At 31.4% G+C, this 21,102-nt stretch carries 24 protein-coding genes; 4 read left to right on the top strand and 20 right to left on the bottom strand.

Annotated features, from left to right (window positions below; all coding sequences use genetic code 11):
* Positions 1 to 92: 92 nt before the first annotated feature.
* A complete protein-coding gene (locus LX78_RS01630; protein ID WP_170109783.1) occupies positions 93 to 1,169 on the bottom strand; it encodes a TlpA family protein disulfide reductase in 1,077 nt (358 codons plus the stop codon).
* 34 nt (positions 1,170 to 1,203) lie between these two features.
* Positions 1,204 to 1,944, bottom strand: coding sequence for a lysophospholipid acyltransferase family protein (locus LX78_RS01625; protein ID WP_109680891.1), 741 nt, complete (start codon positions 1,942 to 1,944; stop codon positions 1,204 to 1,206).
* A 114-nt stretch (positions 1,945 to 2,058) separates the two neighbouring features.
* Here LX78_RS01625 and trpS point away from each other — a divergent pair, with 114 nt between their 5' ends.
* Positions 2,059 to 3,027 (top strand): tryptophan--tRNA ligase, encoded by a 969-nt coding sequence (gene trpS, locus LX78_RS01620; RefSeq protein WP_109680890.1) that lies wholly within the window; start codon positions 2,059 to 2,061, stop codon positions 3,025 to 3,027.
* A gap of 60 nt (positions 3,028 to 3,087) precedes the next feature.
* Positions 3,088 to 4,635, top strand: a complete 1,548-nt coding sequence (locus LX78_RS01615; protein ID WP_109680889.1) for a hypothetical protein — start codon at positions 3,088 to 3,090, stop codon at positions 4,633 to 4,635.
* Here LX78_RS01615 and dprA read toward each other — a convergent pair.
* Positions 4,632 to 5,735 carry a DNA-processing protein DprA gene (gene dprA / locus LX78_RS01610; protein WP_109680888.1) on the bottom strand — a complete coding sequence of 368 codons (1,104 nt, stop codon included), beginning with the start codon at positions 5,733 to 5,735 and terminating at the stop codon, positions 4,632 to 4,634. The genes LX78_RS01615 and dprA overlap by 4 nt on opposite strands.
* 104 nt (positions 5,736 to 5,839) lie before the next feature.
* Here dprA and LX78_RS01605 point away from each other — a divergent pair, with 104 nt between their 5' ends.
* Both LX78_RS01605 and LX78_RS01600 read left to right on the top strand, forming a co-directional pair.
* A complete protein-coding gene (locus LX78_RS01605; protein ID WP_109680887.1) occupies positions 5,840 to 6,778 on the top strand; it encodes an HU domain-containing protein in 939 nt (312 codons plus the stop codon).
* Between the two features lie 120 nt (positions 6,779 to 6,898).
* The gene (locus LX78_RS01600) at positions 6,899 to 7,408 is read left to right on the top strand and encodes an acyl-CoA thioesterase (protein WP_109680886.1); all 510 of its coding nucleotides are present in this window, start codon (positions 6,899 to 6,901) and stop codon (positions 7,406 to 7,408) included.
* A gap of 80 nt (positions 7,409 to 7,488) precedes the next feature.
* Here the strand turns inward: LX78_RS01600 and LX78_RS01595 are convergent, their stop codons facing one another.
* The 17 genes from LX78_RS01595 to LX78_RS01520 form a co-directional block, all read right to left on the bottom strand.
* A complete protein-coding gene (locus LX78_RS01595; protein WP_408068256.1) occupies positions 7,489 to 8,715 on the bottom strand; it encodes a murein hydrolase activator EnvC family protein in 1,227 nt (408 codons plus the stop codon).
* Between the two features lie 3 nt (positions 8,716 to 8,718).
* Positions 8,719 to 9,498, bottom strand: coding sequence for a DUF4292 domain-containing protein (locus tag LX78_RS01590; protein WP_109680884.1), 780 nt, complete (start codon positions 9,496 to 9,498; stop codon positions 8,719 to 8,721).
* Complete coding sequence (locus LX78_RS01585; protein WP_109680883.1) at positions 9,498 to 10,859, bottom strand: tetratricopeptide repeat protein; 1,362 nt, start codon at positions 10,857 to 10,859, stop codon at positions 9,498 to 9,500. Before LX78_RS01585 ends, LX78_RS01590 begins: the two co-directional genes overlap by 1 nt.
* 178 nt (positions 10,860 to 11,037) lie before the next feature.
* Positions 11,038 to 12,057, bottom strand: coding sequence for a sugar phosphate nucleotidyltransferase (locus tag LX78_RS01580; RefSeq protein ID WP_109680882.1), 1,020 nt, complete (start codon positions 12,055 to 12,057; stop codon positions 11,038 to 11,040).
* A gap of 94 nt (positions 12,058 to 12,151) precedes the next feature.
* On the bottom strand, positions 12,152 to 12,586 hold the full coding sequence (dut, locus tag LX78_RS01575) for a dUTP diphosphatase (RefSeq protein ID WP_109680881.1): 435 nt from the start codon (positions 12,584 to 12,586) through the stop codon (positions 12,152 to 12,154).
* 17 nt (positions 12,587 to 12,603) lie between these two features.
* Positions 12,604 to 12,756 (bottom strand): hypothetical protein, encoded by a 153-nt coding sequence (locus LX78_RS14760; RefSeq protein ID WP_170109782.1) that lies wholly within the window; start codon positions 12,754 to 12,756, stop codon positions 12,604 to 12,606.
* Positions 12,756 to 14,186: an oligosaccharide flippase family protein gene (locus LX78_RS01570; protein ID WP_109680880.1), complete on the bottom strand. Its 1,431-nt coding sequence runs from the start codon at positions 14,184 to 14,186 to the stop codon at positions 12,756 to 12,758. The genes LX78_RS14760 and LX78_RS01570 overlap by 1 nt, the downstream gene beginning before the upstream one ends.
* Positions 14,187 to 14,245: 59 nt before the next feature.
* Entirely contained in the window at positions 14,246 to 14,752 is a 507-nt protein-coding gene (locus LX78_RS01565; RefSeq protein ID WP_109680879.1) for a hypothetical protein, read from the bottom strand.
* Positions 14,753 to 14,910: 158 nt separating this feature from the next.
* Positions 14,911 to 15,771: an ATP synthase F1 subunit gamma gene (gene atpG / locus LX78_RS01560; RefSeq protein WP_109680878.1), complete on the bottom strand. Its 861-nt coding sequence runs from the start codon at positions 15,769 to 15,771 to the stop codon at positions 14,911 to 14,913.
* Positions 15,772 to 15,816: 45 nt separating this feature from the next.
* Entirely contained in the window at positions 15,817 to 17,397 is a 1,581-nt protein-coding gene (gene atpA / locus LX78_RS01555; protein WP_109680877.1) for a F0F1 ATP synthase subunit alpha, read from the bottom strand.
* Positions 17,398 to 17,423: 26 nt separating this feature from the next.
* A complete protein-coding gene (gene atpH, locus LX78_RS01550) occupies positions 17,424 to 17,960 on the bottom strand; it encodes an ATP synthase F1 subunit delta (RefSeq protein ID WP_109680876.1) in 537 nt (178 codons plus the stop codon).
* 6 nt (positions 17,961 to 17,966) lie between these two features.
* The gene (locus LX78_RS01545; protein WP_109680875.1) at positions 17,967 to 18,461 is read right to left on the bottom strand and encodes a F0F1 ATP synthase subunit B; all 495 of its coding nucleotides are present in this window, start codon (positions 18,459 to 18,461) and stop codon (positions 17,967 to 17,969) included.
* A gap of 175 nt (positions 18,462 to 18,636) precedes the next feature.
* Positions 18,637 to 18,843, bottom strand: a complete 207-nt coding sequence (atpE, locus tag LX78_RS01540; RefSeq protein WP_007647348.1) for an ATP synthase F0 subunit C — start codon at positions 18,841 to 18,843, stop codon at positions 18,637 to 18,639.
* Positions 18,844 to 18,863: 20 nt separating this feature from the next.
* Positions 18,864 to 19,949, bottom strand: coding sequence for a F0F1 ATP synthase subunit A (gene atpB, locus LX78_RS01535; RefSeq protein ID WP_109680874.1), 1,086 nt, complete (start codon positions 19,947 to 19,949; stop codon positions 18,864 to 18,866).
* Positions 19,950 to 20,061: 112 nt separating this feature from the next.
* Positions 20,062 to 20,463, bottom strand: coding sequence for a hypothetical protein (locus tag LX78_RS01530; RefSeq protein ID WP_109680873.1), 402 nt, complete (start codon positions 20,461 to 20,463; stop codon positions 20,062 to 20,064).
* Positions 20,464 to 20,706, bottom strand: coding sequence for an AtpZ/AtpI family protein (locus LX78_RS01525; protein WP_281267891.1), 243 nt, complete (start codon positions 20,704 to 20,706; stop codon positions 20,464 to 20,466).
* Positions 20,663 to 21,088 (bottom strand): bactofilin family protein, encoded by a 426-nt coding sequence (locus LX78_RS01520; RefSeq protein ID WP_109680871.1) that lies wholly within the window; start codon positions 21,086 to 21,088, stop codon positions 20,663 to 20,665. Before LX78_RS01520 ends, LX78_RS01525 begins: the two co-directional genes overlap by 44 nt.
* Positions 21,089 to 21,102: the final 14 nt, after the last annotated feature.

The raw sequence follows: 21,102 nt of genomic DNA, 5'->3' as shown, positions 1-21,102 counted from the left end.
TTTGGTTGGTTAGATTTATTTGTTATTCCTTTTTGAAAAACAATGACAATCTTAAAAAAAAAGCTGCTCTGTGCCAAGAGCAGCTTTTTATTCTATAAAGTTTTGATGTCTTTTTCTATGTCCTCTGAGAAATTTGAATATTTCTTGATGATTATACCATTCTTATCTACAAGAAAATACGTTGGAAAACTATTTATTTGATATTTTTCAAGTAATGTTTCCGAGCCTTTTAAATTTATATATTCTATGTTTTTACTTAAAAGAATATGCTTTGCTTTTTCAGGACTTTGCGTTGAAACTCCAATAACAGTAATTTTGCTTTTATACGTGTTTTGAAGCAACTTAAGTTTTGGTAAAGAATTTATGCATGGACTACACCAAAACTCCCAAAAACTTATTAATAAAGGAAAATTATTTGAAATTTCTACTGGCTTATCATCCCACAAATTAGGAAGGCTTTCTGTATTAAATTCTGTTCCAATTAAAGACGTAATTATTGGTGCTTCCTCTTTAATAAGCCTTATAGCTTGAAGTTTCTTTTTCTGGTTTTCAATAGAGTTTTTAACTTTATCATTTACTAAAACACTATCGAACTGAAAAATTTCAGCAGCTCGTTCTCCTCCTCTTTCAAAAGTCTTAACTATTTTAATGGGTAAAAAAGTGGTTTTATCAATGTCAATGGTTTTTTTAATGTTTCTAATATCATAAACAGTATCATTTTCAAAAGTATATTCTAATTGAAATTTATTTTTGGTCTCAACTATTTCTACGGTTTTATAAATATTATCTAGCCCAAAAAAAATATCTGAAACCAATTGACCTCCAGGACTTCCAAGAAAACCCTTAGAGTAGATTATTTCATAGGTATTGTTTTTGATAGATATCTCAAAACCATTATAATTATCGTATAAATAATTATTGCTATGTGTGTATGAATTTGTAAAGAAAGACATTCCAAAAAGTGTGTCTTTCTTGTTTTTTTCTATCAGAACCTGACCAGTTTTATTCCATGTATTGTCTTGAGAAAAGGTATCTATTCGTCTAATATGGTATTCAATTTTATCATAGGAATTTACTTTTGCATTGTATGTATTTATAACATTGTCTGACGTGCTTTTATGTTGACAGTTAAAAAGTAGAATTGATAGAAATAAAACAAAATACTTCATTATTGTGTTTTTTGACCTTTTCAAGGTAATAAAATTATTTATCAGATTTGATAAGCTCATTATAAATAACCTCTCTCGCTCTACTATTTAAGCTCTTTGTGTCTTTTATAGTTAAACCTTCTGTCTCAATAAATGGATGTACTTTAACACGCATGCTTCCAGGTCCACCACTACAAAAAGTATAAGAAAATCGTTTTTTGTTATCTAAAAATGTCATTGGGACAATTGGTATTTGATGATTAATTGCCAATCTAAAAGCGCCATCTTTAAACGTGTCTAAAACAACGCTTTCATCTTCTGGAACACCTCCTTCAGGAAAAATACAAATACTTAACCCTTGTTTCAATCTTCTCTGCGCTCTTAAGAAAACAGCTTTTCTACTTCTTTCTGAACTTCTATCGACTAAAATACAAGTTCGCTTATAGAAAAACCCAAATAATGGAATTTTAACCAACTCCTTTTTACCAACAAAAACAAACGGGTTTTTGGCTGACACCAACATAAGCATGATATCTGCCATAGAGGTATGATTGGCAATAAACATGTAGCTTTTACTAGAATCAAGAGCTTGTTTATGTTCAATTTTCCATACAAAACCCATTCCTGCTAAAATAAATTTAGCCCACAATCGAGCTAATTTAAAAAAGAAAGGATACCAAGATTCTTTTAAAATAGAAACAAAGAGAAATGGAAAAAGAACTATAATTGGCAAGGCTACAAGTATATAGAACCAGATGCGATATAAAATCCAAAACAAACACTTAAATAGTCTCATAGAGGTCAAAACTACTTAATTTTATTGAGCTATTACTTCAAAAAAATTACCTTTGTGCTTTTAAATAGAGATTAAGTTTAATTTAATGAGATTCCCTCTTTCGTGGGAAATACTATGGCAAGAATTTTAACAGGCATTCAAAGTACAGGAACACCACATTTAGGAAATATTTTAGGCGCATTAATTCCAGCCATTAATATGGCTAACAATCCTAAAAACGACTCTTTTTTGTTTATTGCTAATCTACATACACTAACTCAAATTAAAGATGCAGAACTTTTGAGAAGTAATACGTATTCTACAGCTGCTACTTGGCTAGCTTTTGGTTTGGATGTAGAAAAAACCGTATTTTACAGACAAAGCGATATTCCTCAAGTAACAGAGCTGTCATGGTATTTAAGCTGCTTTTTTCCATATCAACGTTTAACATTGGCTCATAGTTTTAAAGATAAAGCAGATAGATTAGAAGACGTTAATTCTGGTTTGTTTTTCTACCCAATGTTAATGGCTGCAGATATTTTATTATATGATGCCGAACAGGTTCCTGTTGGAAAAGATCAATTACAACATATAGAAATGACACGTGACGTGGCTTCTCGATTTCATACTAAAATGGGAGACACTTTTGTCTTGCCAGAAGGAAAAGTCCAAGAAAACACCATGCTCGTTCCTGGAACCGATGGAGGAAAAATGAGTAAAAGTAGAGGGAATATAATCAATATATTTCTGGATGACAAAAAGCTGCGTAAGCAAATTATGACTATAGAAACAGATAGTACGCCATTAGAAGAGCCTAAAGATTGGAGTACATGTAATTGTTTCGCTCTTTATAAATTATTAGCTTCAGAAACTCAAATAGAAAGCATGAAAGCCAATTACGAAAAAGGTGGTTATGGTTATGGACATGCCAAGCAAGCGCTTTTCGAATTAATAGTTGAAACTTTTGCTACAGAACGTGAACAATATAATTATTACATGGATAACCTTCCTGAAATAGATAGGCTTTTAGCCATTGGAGCAGAAAAAGCTAAAGTGGTTGCTAATAATGTTTTAAAACGTGTTCGTGAAAAAGTAGGCTACTAACTTTCAAAATTTTATAGGTAATATTTTAATAGTATATTTAGTTTCTCAAATTGCTATTTAATGAAGTATTTATTCCTTATCCTTTTTGTTATTTCAACTATTTTGGGCTATTCTCAAGAAGGAAAAAAATTCTCTTCAAATAAAAAATTCTATTTAAAAGGGAATTCTACTATTATTGGTAACAGCATTGTAAGTACAGATGCAACTAAACCATTTAATGATGCTTCTGAAATTAACGATGTCCTAAAAATGGAATATGTTGATGTGGATGATGATGCATCAACCTTTAGCTCCAGTCAAGCTACTTTAAAACTTTCTGAAGATGCATCAAATATTAAATATGCAGCCTTGTATTGGAGTGCAGTTTATAAATACGACAAAGGTGTTCGAAAAATAATAAACTTCGAAAAATTGGTTTACGATGGTAAAGACGAACGCTCTACAAACGTAAATTCTATCTTATTTAAACAACCAAATGGTAATTATAATACACTAACAGGATCCATTATTTTTGATAGTTATAAAACCGAGTTATTCGAAGACACAAAACCATATGTTTGTTATGCAGATGTAACCTCTTTATTAAAAAATGCTAATACCATAAATGGAATTTATACTGTTGCTAACATAAAAGCTACCGAAGGTTACGTTTCTGGAGGAGTTGCTGGTGGTTGGCTGCTTTATGTGATTTATGAAGATGAAGCAGAAACTGCAAAATATTTTACTACTTACAATGGATTTGTAGGCGTTGATAAAACAGCTACAGATATTCAATTTAAAAATTTTAAAACAGATGAAGTTGGTAACATCAAAACCTCACTTTTAATTGGAACTCTAGAAGGTGACCAGAAATATAAGACTGATAATTGTGCCATTTTAGATGCTGAAAAAAAATCGTTTGTCTTACTGTCTAACAAACAACGACCAGGAAATAATTTTTTTAATAGCAAAATTACTATTGAAGACGAAACTTTTTTAGACCGAAACCCTAACAGTTCTAACACCTTAGGATTTGATGTCTTGAAAATGTCTATTCCAAATGAAAACAATAACATTCTATCTAATAATTCTTCTGAAACAACCATTAGATTTAAAACTCGTGCTGACGGATTTTACTTGTTTTTTGTGGCTTTTGAAACAGAAATAAGTCCTATTTATATGGAAGGTAAAAGCAATGAAGATACCTTAGCTGTTTTTGAAAATGAAGAATCAACAGATACTATAGAGGTAGAAAAAGAGGAAGAAATAATTGTGGGTAAACCTGAAGTTTCAGAACCAGTTAAAACTATAAAAACTGAAACTCCAAAACCAAAAAAGAAAAGTGGTTTAGAACGTATTGAAAGTTTAAAATCTATTAACATTCCTAACCTAGCAAAAGGTTATTATTTAGTAACTAATGTGTTTTCCGTAAAAGAAAATGCTGACAATTGGATAAAAACTTTAGAAGAAAAAGGTCATTTACCAAAATCTTACATCAATCCTAAAAATAATTGGAATTATATTTATTTAGATAACAATGAAGATGCAAGCGTTATTTATCAAAGACAAAAGGAACTTTCCAAACTAGATTATTTTCAAGATATCTGGATTCTTAAAATAAACTTTTAGATTACTTCAAATAATTTTCCAGGCAAAGGTCTTATAACCCCTTTAAGTTCCATATTCAACAAAACGCCAGCCATTTTATAAATAGGCATGTTACATTCTAAAGCTATAACATCTAATAATTGTTTATTCTTCACTTTCAGATAGTTATAAACTATTTTTTCGTCGTCGTCCAACTCCACAAAAAGTTGTTTTTGAACAGGAACTTTTTTATTGTCTTCCAGTTCCCAATTTAACATATATGGAATATCTAAAGGATTAGATAGCACATGAGCTTTTTGAAATTTAATTAAATTGTTACAACCCAAACTCTGACTATCAGTTACTCTTCCTGGAACAGCAAACACATCTCTGTTATAAGAATTTGCAATATCTGCAGTTACCAGACTACCTCCTTTTTCGGCAGATTCTATAACTATGGTTGCTTCGCTTAAACCAGCAATAACTCGATTTCGTTTTAAAAAATTGTTTCTATCAAATGGGTCGCTACTCCAAAAATCGGTAAAAAATCCTCCATGTTTTTCAACCTCAGCCACATATTTTTTATGTGTTTTAGGATAAATCTGGTTTAAACCATGAGCCAAACATCCTATAGTTTGCAGGTTGCTTTTAATTGCAGCTTTTTGAGCAGTTATATCTGTTCCATACGCAAATCCAGACACAATAACTGGATTAAAAACAGTTAGTTCTTCAATAAGTTTATTACAAAAAGCAATACCATAAGTCGTAATTTTTCGAGTGCCAACCACACTAATAATGCGTTGCTTTTTTAAATTAATATTTCCAGATTGAAACAATAGAATAGGACTATCGATACAGTGTTTTAGTTTTTCAGGATAATCTGATTCAGCAAAATATAATGTAGTTATATTATTCTCTTGAATATACTTTAGTTCTTCTTCGGCAGCTGTAAAATGACTTTTATTAAATAAGTCGCTAATAACTAAACTACCTATACCATCAATCTTAAGTAAGTTTTGTTTTTTCTCGTTAAAAACAGCTTCTACAGAACTACAATGTGAAATCAGCTTTTTAGCAGTAATATCACCAATATTTGGCACATGTTGCAAAGCTAAAATATGAAGTAAGCTATTTTCTGTCATCTTAAATTTTTGATTTAGAGACTACAAGAAAAGAATTTTTATCATGTTAATAAATAGTTAAGCTGAATTTTTGTTCGCTTTTAAAAATTAGTAACTTTGTTTTTATGCAATTAGAATCTTACATAAGCGATTTATTATATAGATATGAATGTGTTACAGTTCCTGAATTTGGCGCTTTTTTAACGCAACGTGTTTCGGCAACCATTCACGAATCTACAAACGCCTTCTATCCTCCAAAGAAAATGCTTTCGTTTAACGAGCAAATTCAGAAGAATGATGGTATTTTAACTCATTATATTGCTGATGTAGAAAAGATTCCTTTTGAAGAGGCTTCAAAAAAGATTGAAAAACGAGTTAAAGCTTTAAAGTCTTATTTAACAGAAGGTGAAACCATTTCTTTTGAAAACATTGGAGATCTTTTATTAAATAACGAAGGGAGAATTGTTTTTGAACCTTCATATCATTTAAACTATTTAACTGATGCTTTTGGATTATCTCAATTTGTATCACCTTCTGTAAGTAGAGAAGTTTACAAAGAAGAAGTTCAAGAAATTGAAAAAGTTATTCCAATTGCCATTACTCCTGAAAGACGCAAATCTAGAGGTTATTTAAAATATGCTGCAGTAGCTGTTATTGCACTTACTATAGGTGGATTTGTGGCTTCAAATTATTATGTAAATAACATAAACACACAAAATCAAATAGCTCAAGAAGAAGCCAACCAACAACTTGAAAGCAAAATACAAGAGGCTACTTTTATTATAGAGAATCCACTTCCTGCTGTGACACTTCATGTTACTAAGAAAACTGGCAACTACCATATAATTGCTGGTGCTTTTAGAATTGAAGAAAACAGCGATAAAAAAGTAGATCAACTTAAAGCCTTAGGTTATGATGCTAGAAAAATTGGTGTCAACAAATACGGTTTACATGAGGTTGTTTATGCTAGTTACGAAGACAGATTAGAAGCATTAAGTGCTTTAAGAGAGGTAAAACGTGCTCATAATTCTGCTGCTTGGTTATTAGTAAAAGAGGTGGATTAATCAACGCTTTTTAGAATTTAATTTCTTTTTATTCCTCTTTTAATTCTAATTATTTTTTCATTTTAAATTCCCTTTAAAATCTAAAATGGCTTTACCTTTGCACTTTAAATTATCTAAGCCATGCAATTAAAAACACCTGAGCAATCTAAAACCATCATGACAGACTTAGTGCTGCCAAGTGAAACAAACCCATTAAATAATTTATTTGGTGGCGAATTACTGGCTAGGATGGATCGTGCTGCAAGTATTGCTGCTAGAAGACATAGCAGACGTATTGTAGTGACGGCTTCGGTAAACCATGTAGAATTTACTCGTTCAGTTCCTGTTGGATCTGTAGTAACGGTTGAAGCAAAAGTATCTCGTGCATTTAGAAGCTCGATGGAAATATATTTGGATGTTTGGATAGAAGACAGAGAATCTGGATTAAAAACCAAAGCCAACGAAGCTATTTATACCTTTGTAGCTGTAGATGAAACTGGACGTCCTGTGGAAGTTCCTGAAATTACCCCTGAAACCGACTTGGAAAAAGAACGCTTTAAAGGTGCTTTAAGACGTAAGCAATTAAGTTTGGTACTTGCTGGAAAAATGAAGCCTGCTGATGCTACTGAATTAAAGGCTTTGTTTATATAATTATTCCTTTTTAATAAGATTCCTGCCTTCGCAGGAATTTGTTACATCTTGTAAATCCACAAAAGTGTTTCAAAATGTTATCACATTTTGTAAATCCAATCTGCTGGATTTTGAGTCGCGCTTTCTTTAAAAATGCTAAAACTTAAAATAGTTTCTTTGTTGGAAGGGTTTGTAAATACTTGTCCAATTTCTTGTTTGGTAGTTACATTATCACCTTTTTTAACATACACTTTCGATAAGTTTTTATAAACTGTAACGTAGTTACCATGTTGAATTAAGACTGAGAGATTTCCATGTTTTATGGCTTGGACAGCTAGTACTTTTCCATTAAAAACAGCACGAACTGGAGCGCTTTCTTCGGTTGCAATACGTACACCATTACTTTGTATCATAACTGTTCTTACCACTGGATGTGGTTGCTTTCCGTAACGAAGTTTTACCACACCTTTTTCAACTGGCCAAGGTAATTTTCCTTTACTAGACACAAAATTATCTGCTAACAATTTATCTTCTGGAGTTAGTGCAAATCCACTAGATGCTGTGGTTGTTTTCCCTGCACTTTTGTTAGAACTAGCAATGGCTTCACGAATAATTTTTTCAATTTCTCTATCTATTTTGTCTGCTTCTCGTTGTTTTTCTCTTATTTGAGCTGTGTAATTATTTAAATTCTTATTAATAGAAGCCATCAAGCTTTCTTGCTGTTTTAACTCAACTTCAAGTTCTCTTTGAGCGATTCTATTTTCATCTATAAGCTTTTGTTTATCTTCTTTCTGTTTTAATAGTGCTGCATTTGTTTCCTGTAGTTCTTCTGTTTTTATTTTTATGGTTTCTGCTTGTTCTTTCTGGTATTCGGCATACTGATTTATGTATTGAACACGTTTATAGGCTTGTTGAAAATTACTAGACGACAATAAAAACATGACTCTGCTCTGTTCGCTTTTACTCTTATAAGAAGTAACAATCATTTTGGCATAATTGTCTTTAAGAGTCTGCAATTCGTCTCTTAATTCTGTTATTTTCTTCTGATTTGTATTAATTTCTCTAGTCAACAAATTAGCTTGTTGATTGGTAACCTTAATCAAGTTTTGACGAACACTTACTTTATAATTTAAGTCTTCGATTAAAGACGTTTGTGATTTTTTTTCAGATTTATTTTTAAATAGTAAATTATTGATACGTTGTATTTCGAGACGTAATTCTTGACGACGTTCTTCTAATTCTTGTTGTTTCTTACTTTGCGAAAATCCAACGATGCTACTTAATAAAAAAACAAGTAGGAGTAAATAAGTATATGTGTTCTTGTGCATCATTTATTTAAGAACTATTTCTTCAAATCCTGATGGCATATTAAAAGGATATCGTAATTCTTGGTCCAAAGATACCGATTTGAATTCCATTTCTATAGTAGTTTCTTTATCTCCTTCTAAAACAATTATTTTTATGTTTTCTGGTAAACTTTCCTTGTCAACTTTTTGATAATTTAAATAATCTATTTGTAGAAATCTAGCTTCAATAGTTTGAGATAGTTGCTGAGAATCTATTTTAAAATGAGTTGGATTTATAATATAAAACAACTCGAAAAGTGCTAATTGTTCATTTGGTTGAAACAAGTATGCATTGTTATTTACAGACATACTATAATCTGTTTTATTTAATTTAAACAATGGATTTCCAAGAAGTAAATTCTGAACTTTTTCGAAATCTAAATCAGTACCCAAAATGTCGCTTAATAAACTAAAATCTCCATCAAAAAAAGTGTTATCTAATTTGTTATAATAGCTAACTTTTTCAGGAGTAATCATGACTCTAATAATGTTAAATGAAGAGCTTAACCAGATAATCTGATCTTTTAGCATACGCATAGTAACTGTATGTGTTTGCGAATCGTTTCCTTGTGTATAAGCAACTCTAACTTTTGCTTGTAACGTTGTAAAATTAGGAGATGTTTTAAGGTTTTCTTTTATTACTTCTTTTGAAGATAGGTTTAAATTAGCAACTCCATTTGAAATATTTTTTGTGGATTTACAGCCAAAAAAAACGAATAAGAGGCATCCAATAATGGTGGATTTTTTAAAAAAAGATATACTCATTAATTTGTAGATTCTAACTGTTTTGCTTTATCACTAAACGTTTTAGCTTTAACTGTATTGTTTAATGTGGTGTAAGCTAAACTTAATTGTTTATAAAAATCTGCTTCCATTTTTGGGTCGTCTATAATATAATCTAATCCTATTTCAAGTGTTTCAATAGCCTGGTTAGCACGATTTAATTTATTTAATGCAACGCCATTTACTAAATAAAGTAATGGCTGTGATGGGAATTTTAATAAGGCTTCTTCGCTTTTAGATGCAGCTGCTTCATAATTTTGTAAATCTATTTGAAGTAATAAAACATTTCTTAAAATATTAAAATTATCTCCATCTAATTTTAAAGCTTCATTATAATATTCTAAAGCTTTTGCTTTATCTCCTTTGGTTAAATAGTATTGCGCTAATTCAACAAGACTTTTTTCGTTGGTGTCATCTAATGTGAAACTGGTAGCTTCAACTAAATCTTCTTCATATTGAGGATTATCGCCAACAAATTTTACAAAATCCGACAGAACCATCATTTTAGCTTCTGCCTTAATTTGTGGGCTTTGAAGCACAATTTTCATAGATTCTATGGCTTGCTCTGGATTGTTTTCTTCTAAGTAAAACTTATATAAAGCTAAATGAACCAGTTGAGAGTTCGGTTTAATTTCAAGTAATTTTTTAGCAGTTTCGAAAGCCTTTTCGTTTTCGTTGTTTTCGCTATACCTATAGATTAGTGCCAAGTAATTTGATTCTTCGTCTGGATTGTCTTCAACACGTTCTTCTAGGTTTTCAATCTGATCTTTTTTTCTACCTGTTGCAGCATAAATTTGATTCCTTAACATGTCTCTTGAAAGAGTAATTCCTTGTTCTTTATCTAATTCGTCAAGAATCTCAAGAGCATCGTTATATTTTTTAGTTCTATAATAAAGGTTTGCTAAGTCTTCTTTATAATCTGGATGGTATTTAACAAGTTGTTTAACCGTTTTAATAGCTTTATCGTAATCGTTTTGTTGTGCATATACTTCGTAAAGTTCGTCCAAATACCATTCGTTATCTGGTTGTTCTTTAACGGCTTTTTTTAAAGCATCTTCTGCTTCGCCAAAGTTTTTTAACAGGTTGTAATTTTTTCCTAATTCGTAATAAAAAACCGATTGCGATTTATCGATTTCTATACATTGTAAAAGAGCTGTAACTGCACGATCGTAATTTTCTATTGCCTTTTGTTTTAAGGCTTCAAAAAATAATTCTTGGGTTCTATCTTCAACATCTCCTAAATCGTCGTCTGGCGTTTTATTAAAATCTATTTGCGCATAGTTTATCTGTGGAGTGAAAATCATTCCGAAGAAAAAAATGAATATGTAGATTTTTTGTTTCATAACATGCCTGTGTTAGCAGGTATTTTAGTGTTGACTTTTAAATTATTTTCATTTAGAGATCAATTGTCAATACTATTAGCTAAACTATATGAAAATCAACGCTCCAATTGTATATCATTTCGATCAGATTCAAATGTACTTTTTTTATTATTAAGAGATTCTTGTCTTTTCAGGAATATTATTCTAAAACTGAATAATCGCCAATACTAACTTTTGTGAAATTGCCATCGAAACTCACATGATTACCTATCATTGCGTCGTCTAAATTAGCATTTTTAATAGTAGTATGGCTTTGTATTAAGCTATTTTTAACGGTTGAAGCTTCAATCTTACAATTGTTTCCAATAGATACATTTGGACCAATAGTAGCATTATTTAGAACGACATTCTCGCCAATAAAACATGGTTCTATAATGGTAGAGTTATTGTTTTTAACTGTTGAAGCAATTAATTGCTCGTCTCCATCAGCCTTTAAAAAGCCTAACATTCTTGAATTGGTTTCGATGGTTACTGGTTTATTACCACAATCCATCCACTCATTTACAGTTCCTGTTTTAAAAACTTTTCCTTTTGCCATCATACCTTTAATACCATCATTAATTTGGTATTCTCCTCCATTAATAATGTTGTTATCCAACACGTGTTGTAGCTCTTCTTTTAAAACAGCCACATCTTTAAAGTAGTAAATGCCAATAACAGCTAAATCACTTACAAAAGTTTTTGGTTTTTCAACCAGTTCTATAATTTCATTTTTGTCGTTTAATTTAACGACTCCAAAAGCTTCAGGTTTATCGACTTGCTTGACCCAAATAACAGCATCTGCTTCTGGATCTAAGTTGAAATCGGCTCTAATTAAGGTGTCTGCGTAAGCAATAACTGCAGGACCAGAAAGAGATTCTTTAGCACACATAATGGCATGACCTGTACCTAAAGGTTGGTCTTGACGATAGATGGTTGCTTTTGCATTTAAGCTTTTTGCTAAATCCTGAAGACTAGAAACAACATCGTCTCCAAACCATGCTGGATCTCCTAGAACAAAGGCTATCTCTTCTATGGGTTGATTTAACACTTTTACAATATCATTTACCAGCCTATGAACAATAGGTTGGCCAGCAACTGGAATTAAAGGTTTTGGAACTGTTAAACTATGTGGACGAAGACGAGATCCTCGTCCTGCCATTGGTACTATTATTTTCATTGAAAATTTTATTTTCATTCCCTCGAAGGAGGGAATCTTATTATATTAATTATCTAGTATTAGATTCTTCACTTTGTTCTGAATGACACTTCCTTTATTTCACTCCTGTACTTCCAAAACCACCTTCGCCTCTTGAGGTTTCAGAAAGTGATTCAACTTCAACCCAATCTGCACGTTCGTGTTTTGCAATAACTAATTGCGCAATACGTTCGCCATTTTGAATGGTAAAATCTTCGTTAGAAAGGTTTACAAGAATCACACCAATCTCACCTCTATAATCTGCATCTATGGTTCCTGGTGCGTTTAAAACGGTTATTCCTTTTTTGGCTGCCAAACCACTTCGTGGACGTACTTGCGCTTCAATCCCAACTGGTAATTCAATAAAAAGACCAGTACCAACAATGCTTCTTTCTAAAGGTTTTAAAACTCTTGACTCTGATAAATTCGCTCTTAAATCCATTCCTGCTGAAGCTATAGTTTCATAGTGTGGTAATCCGTGACTGGATTTGTTGATTATTTTTATTTTCATCTTATTTTTTTTCTCTTTTATTCTCGATTATTATTCCAATTATTTACCTGTAATGCCAATAAAACACCAACTATTAACAGAATAATCTCACCAATAGTGAATTTTAAATAACGTCCAGTTTTATTCTCGTCCAAAAGTTGTTTCAGTATTTTATTAAAGAACTTTATCATTAACTATTTTTGATAAGCATGCGTTTTAATTCTTTCTTTTCTAATAGATAAACAAGACCTAAAAATACTAAAACTAAAGCTGTATTAATATAATAGTTATTATTAGTGTTTAACACAATTATTGACAATACAATTGATGAAAATAAATACCCTAAAATTCGTTTCAAATTATAAGGCACAGGATAATGTTTTTGTCCGAAATAATATGAAAGCATCATCATCATCCCATAAGCTGCTAATGTTGCCCAAGCAGCTGCTATAAAGCCTATTTTTTCTATCATTATTAAATTAAATACAATAGTTATGATTGCTCCAACTATCGATAAATACATACCATAACGTGTTTTATCTGTTAACTTATACCAAATAGCTAAATTAAAATAAATGCCTAAACAAAGATTCGCTAACAACACAATTGGAACGATATTTATTGCAATCCAGTAACTCTCATCTTTAACAATTAGAGATTTAAAAACATCTAAATAAGCAATTATAAAAACAAGCATGAAACTACCAAAAATGACAAAATACTTCATTATAGTAGCATAAGTTTGCTGAGCATTTTTTTCTTTAGAATGATTAAAGAAAAATGGTTCGGCTCCTAGTCTGAAAGCTTGAATAAAAATAGTCATAAACATCGCAATTTTATAACAACCACTATAAGCTCCATTAATATCTTTTCCTAGAACACTTGGCAAGAGCCATTTATCAAAATTCTCGTTAATAACATAGGCTAATCCAGCAACCATAATTGGCCATCCATAATTTAAAAGTTGCCTGAAAATTACTTTATTAAAATGAAGTTTAAACTTAAAGAAATATGGTGTTAACAATAAAAAAGTAACCATACTTGCTACTAAGTTGGCTATAAAAATATATTGAACTAAATCGTTTTTATCATAGTTTGGAAAATTTATACCAAACTTTGGAATGGCCCAAAGGAAGAAAAAGTTTAAAGCTACATAAATAGCGATATTGGAAAGTTTTATAGCAGTGAATTTTATAGGTCTTCCTGTAGCTCTTAAATATGCAAAAGGAATTACTACAATGGCATCTAAAACTAAAACACCTATTAATAAATTAAAATAAGATTGTTTTAAATTTACTAAATCTGCTAATTGCGAATTAAAAGATATAACAACTAATAAGAACAATAAAGCTGTAATTGTTAAGCTAATTAGTGCAGTTGAAAATATCTTACTTTTTTCTTCGCTTTTGCTAAAAAACCTAAAGAATGCTGTTTCCATTCCATAGGTCAATAATACATTAAAAAAAGCAGCATATACGTAGAAAGTTGTATTGTCTGAATAGCTAGAGGTTTCTAATTTATCTGTATGTAGAGGCACTAAAACAAAATTCATGAGCCTTGGCAAAACGGTTGCCAATCCATAAATTATGGTGTCTTTAAAGAACTTTTTTAATGTGCTCAAGAGTTGGTTTTTGGTCTGCTAAATATACAGTTTTAAAAATCTATTTACAATGTATTAATTTATGGTTGCTTTGGTGGTGCAGATGGATACTCCTCTCGAGGCTTTTCAACTAGGTTATTTACTTTAAGATATTTAGTTATATCTTTCTCAATATAACTGATAACACATTCATTTTCGGCTAAATTAAAAGGAAAATTGCTATCTTTTAATGGTGGTTTGTTGCCAAATTCATCTTGACCATTATTACTCATAATAATGTCCTCTCGTTGATTGATTTCTGTTTTTATATTTGCTACATAGCCCATTTTACCTATTTCAATTTCAGCTTTATAACCTCTAAAATAAATAGAATCGAAAACCACATTATTTTTATTTGAAACAACATGAATTAACATATGAATTCCAGAACCTCCTCCTTGAACACCAGCCACCCAATTTTGAAACATAACTTGACCTAACTCAAAAGATGCTTTTTCTTCTAGTTTTTGAGCACTAGAACATTGTGTAAAGCTTAATATAATTACTGATATAAAAATGAAGCTTAAAACCTGATTCTGTATTTTCATTGTATGCTGTTTTTCATGTTATAAAGATACTAAATCAAATAGTGTTCCATAAAAAAGCCTCACTTATAAAGTGAGGCTTAATATATTTAAATTTAAGATTCTTCGTTTTCGATATCTAACTGTTCAATGCTTCTGCACTTTTAATAATTTGGCTTTGCCTAATTATTAAGTGCCTCAGCACCTCCAACAATTTCTAAAATTTCGTTAGTAATAGCTGCTTGACGTGCTTTGTTGTAAGTTAATTTTAATTGATCTCTTAACTCTGTTGCGTTGTCTGTTGCTTTATGCATAGCAGTCATACGAGCTCCATGTTCGCTTGCAAAAGAATCTCTAATGCCTTTAAACAATTGTGTTTTTAAGGACTTAGGGATTAATTGCTCTACGATTTCAATTTTTGAAGGTTCAAAAATATAGTCTAGGTTTACATTTGTATCTGCTTCTACTGGCACAATTGGTAAAAATTGTTCAGTCATTACTTCTTGAGTGGCAGCATTTTTAAATTTATTGTAAACAATTACAATTTTATCGTAATCGCCTTCTGTAAACATATCCATTAAACGTTTAGCAACATTTGCGACGTTATCAAACGTTAAATCATCAAACAATTCACTGTAATTACCAACAACTATTTGCTTTTTAGAAAATGCGTCATTAGCTTTCTTTCCAATAGCTAAAACAGATACTTTTTTACCAGCATACGTATTACTAATTAGGTTTTGCGTTTGCTTAATAATGTTTGAATTAAATGCACCACATAACCCTCTATTAGAAGTAATAGCAACAACTAATACATTATTAACTTCGCGTTGTACAGAATATTTGCTTCCTGAATCTTCATCTAAAGTAGCACTTAAACTCTGTAAAAGTTCAGTTAACTTATCTGCATAAGGACGCATTGCTGTAATAGCATCTTGAGCTTTCTTTAACTTTGCAGCAGATACCATTTTCATGGCACTGGTAATCTGCATGGTTGAAGATACCGATGATATTCTGTTACGTATTTCTTTTAAATTTGCCATATTTTAAAATATGAAATAAGATTCCCACTTTCGTGGGAATATTAATTAAGCTTTATACTTTCCTGATAAATCTTTAGCTACAGCCATTAAAGTATCTGTAACCTCATCAGTTAATTTCCCTGCTTTTAATGTACTTAATACATCAGCATGTTTTGCTTTTAAGAATTCTATAAAATCTCTTTCAAATTCTTTAACTTTTTCAACAGGTACGTCTCTTAATAAGTTTTTAGATCCTGCATAAATAATTGCAATCTGATCTTCAACTGTAAACGGATCGTTTTGTGCTTGTTTTAAGATTTCAACGTTACGTTTTCCTTTCTCAATTACATTTAAAGTTACAGCATCTAAATCTGATCCAAACTTAGCAAACGCTTCTAATTCGCGATATTGTGCTTGGTCTAATTTTAAAGTACCTGCTACTTTTTTCATAGATTTAATTTGTGCATTACCACCAACACGAGATACCGAAATACCTACGTTAATAGCTGGACGTACACCAGAGTTAAATAAATCTCCATCTAAGAAAATTTGTCCATCTGTAATAGAAATTACGTTAGTTGGAATATATGCTGAAACGTCTCCTGCTTGTGTTTCAATAATTGGTAATGCTGTTAAAGAACCACCTCCTTTTACGATTGGTTTTAATGAATCTGGAAGGTCATTCATTTCTTTAGCAATATCATCGTTATTGATAATTTTTGCAGAACGCTCTAATAATCTTGAGTGTAAGTAGAAAACATCTCCAGGATACGCCTCACGTCCTGGTGGACGACGTAATAATAAAGATACTTCACGGTAAGCTACTGCTTGTTTTGATAAATCATCAAATACAATTAAAGCTGGACGACCAGTATCTCTAAAATACTCTCCAATAGATGCTCCAGTCATTGGTGCATATACTTGCATTGCTGCAGGATCTGATGCATTTGCAGCAACTATAGTTGTGTATGCTAAAGCTCCTCTTTCTTCTAATGTTTTAGCAATTAATGCTACTGTTGAAGCTTTTTGTCCAACTGCAACATAAATACAATATACAGGTTCTCCTGCATCGAAAAATTCTTTTTGATTTAAAATGGTATCAATACAAACTGCTGTTTTACCAGTTTGTCTATCTCCAATTACCAACTCACGTTGACCTCTACCGACAGGAATCATTGCATCAATTGCCTTAATACCTGTTTGTAATGGTTCTGTAACTGGCTCTCTAAAAATTACACCTGGAGCTTTACGCTCTAGAGGCATTTGGTAAGTTTCTCCAGTAATAGGTCCTTTACCATCAATAGGGTTTCCTAAAGTATCTACAACACGACCAACAATACCTTCACCTACATTAATAGATGCGATACGTTCTGTACGTTTTACTGTAGAACCTTCTTTAACTCCAATGGATGTTCCTAATAATACAATACCAACATTATCTTCTTCAAGGTTAAGTACAATACCTTCTAATCCACCTTCGAATTCGACTAACTCACCATATTGAGCGTTAGCTAATCCGTAAGCACGTACAATACCATCACCTACAGTTAATACTGTTCCAACTTCGTCTAATGTAGCTCCTGCTTCAAATCCTGAAAGTTGTTGTTTTAAGATTGCTGATATTTCAGCTGGTTTTACTTCTCCCATCTTATTATATATTTAGATAAAATATCTTAGTTTAATGTAAATTCTCTTTTTAACTTATTTAATTTATTTGCAATACTTGCATTATATTGAATATCTCCAACACGTAATATGAAGCCTCCAAGAATGCTTTCGTCTATCGTGCTTTTAACTTCAACATCTTTTCCTGTAAGCTCTTTAACTTTAGCTAACACCTTTACTTTTAAATCGTCTGTTAAAGGTACAGCTGTAGTAACTTGAGCAATCTGAGTTCCTGTTAATTCGTCAAATAATATATTATACTTTAAAGCTACTTCGCCTAAAAGTGGTAATCTTTTATTTGTAATTAACGTATCTATTAAATTTCTAGTTATTTCATTAGAGTCTTTAAACACATCTAATATAACCGTTTTTTTAATTGATGAACTAACTACAGGACTTTGAAGCATATCGCTTAAGTCTTTGCTTTCTGCAATAGTATTAGCTATTAGCTTCATATCGTTATTTACAACATCTGTTGTATTTTTATCTGATGCTAAACTTAAAACTGCTTTTGCGTAACGTATTGCTGCTCTTGCTCCTGCCATTATATATTAGTTTAATTTTGCTTCACCTAACATAGACTCAACCAATTGAATTTGCTTGTCTTTATTAGATAATTCTGCACGTACTACTTTTTCTGCTATTTCTATAGATAAACCTGCTACATGATTTTTAAGTTCTGCCATAGCAGCTTTCTTTTCGCTTTCAATAGCAGCTTGTGCTTGTTCTATAATTGCATTTGCTTGAGTTTGTGCTTCACCTTTAGCATCATCAATCATTTTATTTTTAATATCACGTGCTTCTTTAAGTAAAGATTCGCGTTCAGCTCTTGCCTCTTTTAAAATACGCTCATTATCTGCATGAAGGTTTTCCATTTCCTTACGAGCATTTTCTGCAGATGCCAATGCTTTTTTAATACCTTCTTCTCTATCGCTTACAGCTCCTAGAATAGGTTTCCAAGCAAACTTTTTTAAGATAATAAGCAAAAACAAAAATGTAATTACTGTCCAAAAGACAAGTCCTAAACCTGGTGTAATTAAATCCATTTCTTAATATATTTAGTTTTACAATCCCACAAATGGGCCAATTGTATGAGGCTTGCCTCAAATTTAAAATTATTTCCTATGTTAAAACCTTAATGTTTAAATCGTAAGGTTTTTCTTGAACTTCAATTAAAATACAGAGGCAACCAACCGTTACCTCTGTACTTTGTAATCATAATTAAACGATTAATGCAGCAACAACACCAAATAGTGCTACTGCTTCTACGAAAGCTGCTAAAATAAGCGCTGAAGTTTGGATTTTTCCTTGGATTTCCGGTTGACGTGCCATGGCATCCATAGCAGAACCACCGATTCTTCCAATTCCCATTCCAGCTCCAATTGCTGCTAAACCAGCTCCGATTGCTGCGATTCCTGTAATAGTCATAGTTATAAAATTTAAATTAATTAATGATGTGCTTCTTCAGTTGCCATGCCAATATACAAGGCAGACAACACTGTAAATATATATGCTTGAATTGCAGTTACTACAATTTCTATTAATCCGATAAATAATGCGAACGCTACTGAAACTGGTGCTACAGCAATAGTCTCAAAAATAAATATTAAGGACATTAAAGCTAAAATAATAATATGTCCTGCTGTAATGTTTGCAAACAAACGAATCATTAAAGAGATTGGTTTAACAAACATTCCAACTATTTCTATAGGCATTAAAAATATTTTCATTGGAACAGGAACTCCTGGCATCCAGAAAATATGTTTCCAATAATTTTTATTACCACTTATGGTTGTAATGATAAACGTAAATACAGCTAACGTTAAAGTAAAGGCAATGTTACCACTTACGTTTGCTCCATTAATAATTGGAATCAATCCAAAAATATTATTAATCCATATAAAGAAAAATACGGTTAATAAATATGGCATGTATTTATTGTACTTATGCTCTCCTATCATTGGTTTTGCAATCTCGTCGCGTACAAAAACAATTAATGGCTCCATAAACCCAGCGATTCCGGTTGGAACCTTGTTATTAGATTTTTTATAAACTCTAGCTGTAGATATAAAAACAAGTAATAAAGCAATTACCGAAATCCACATCATAAACACATTTCGTGTAATTGACAAGTCTGTTGGCAAGCTTGCGTTGGTTGGATGATGTTCTGCGTCGAAAGCAACTTCCTGAGCATTAGCATCTAACTGATAAATTTTCTCATGATATTTTACAAATCTCATACCATCTTTCTCAACAATATGAGAACCTGAATCGTCATGATGAAACTCGCTAGACATAAAGGTTGTTAGTCCTTGATCTGTCCATAGAATAATAGGTAAAGCAATAGTAATTGGTTTACCATTCCAATCAACAACATGAAACTCATGCGCATCCTTAACGTGATGCATAATCATTTCTTTGGCATTGAACTCTTTATCGTTCTCGTTCTCTGGGCTTTCTGTTGCATATCCAACAAATGAAATTGCTAAAAATAATACAGAAAAAAATACGTTTTTAAAGGTGTTTAATGTCATTCTATATTGATTAAAAATACCTTGCTTTAAATTCCGTGCAAATGTACGTACATTATATTAAATGTCAAACACTTTTTTAATGATTATTTAAAGCCTTGTTTTTAGAGGGTTTTCAAGGCTTTTTTTGAAGGAAACTTGTTAAAGAAAAGACTTCAAAAAACAAGTATAAAAAGTAAGGGATAAAAAAGTTGAATACATCTGGCTGCTTATGTTCTGTATCCGACAATAAAACTGGGAGTAAAAAAACGATAGCTAAAATCATTTTTAAGAATGTAAACCCCATAAATATGTTGAAAATCTCGGTTTTCCCTCTAGAATATTGAAAATTAATGACTGAATATAATAAGGTGGTAACCACAAAATGAAAGACATACACTTGCCATAAAGGAATAATATAGTTGATGTTTTCAGCAAAATGATATAGCAAATAACTGTGTATCCCAAATAAAATAAGGGTTACTGCTATATTTTGAATTAAAAACGAAAGTTGTCTAGATTTAAAAGCTGGATTCATTTAATTGTCTTCTTTTGAGATTGCAATAATACGTCTTATTACAAAAACAATAGCAAAAATTACAAACACTAAAGATAGAATAATGGTATAGAGGTTGTGTTTATTTGGAAACGCATTGTCTAATTTTACACCAACAAAAGCCCCTATGCCAATAATAGCAAACATTTGAAAAGCAATACTGGAATAACGAGCGTAAGTATTAAGCTGTTTCTTGTCCAGATTTTGGGAGTTCTTTTTGTTCACTTCTAGAATTAAAATCTTTTACAGCGCCTTTCATAGCACAAGTTACATTAAATGTTGCTCCTGGCTCTACTTCTAGTTTACCTAATACAACTTCTCCTTCAATATGTGCTGTAGATTTTAAAGTTAAGGTTCCAGATAAAGATAATTTACCAGAAAATTTACCTTCAAAATGTGCATCTGTACCACTTAACGTCCCTTTAATATAACCTGTTTTTCCAACTACTACTTTTCCAGGAGTTCTTAAATTCCCTTCAATAGTTCCATCTATTCTTAAATCGCCTTCACTTGTTAAATCTCCAACAATTTTTGTGCCTTTAGAGATAACATTCTGACTTGAAGTTAGTTCAAGGCTTGTTTTGTCTTTTTTATTTTCAGAAAACATAATGAACTGTTTTA

The organism is Xanthomarina spongicola (assembly GCF_003148645.1).
Taxonomy (GTDB): domain Bacteria; phylum Bacteroidota; class Bacteroidia; order Flavobacteriales; family Flavobacteriaceae; genus Xanthomarina; species Xanthomarina spongicola.
The sequence above is the reverse complement of the archived record's forward strand: the minus strand, read 5'-3'. Positions and strand labels throughout refer to the sequence as shown.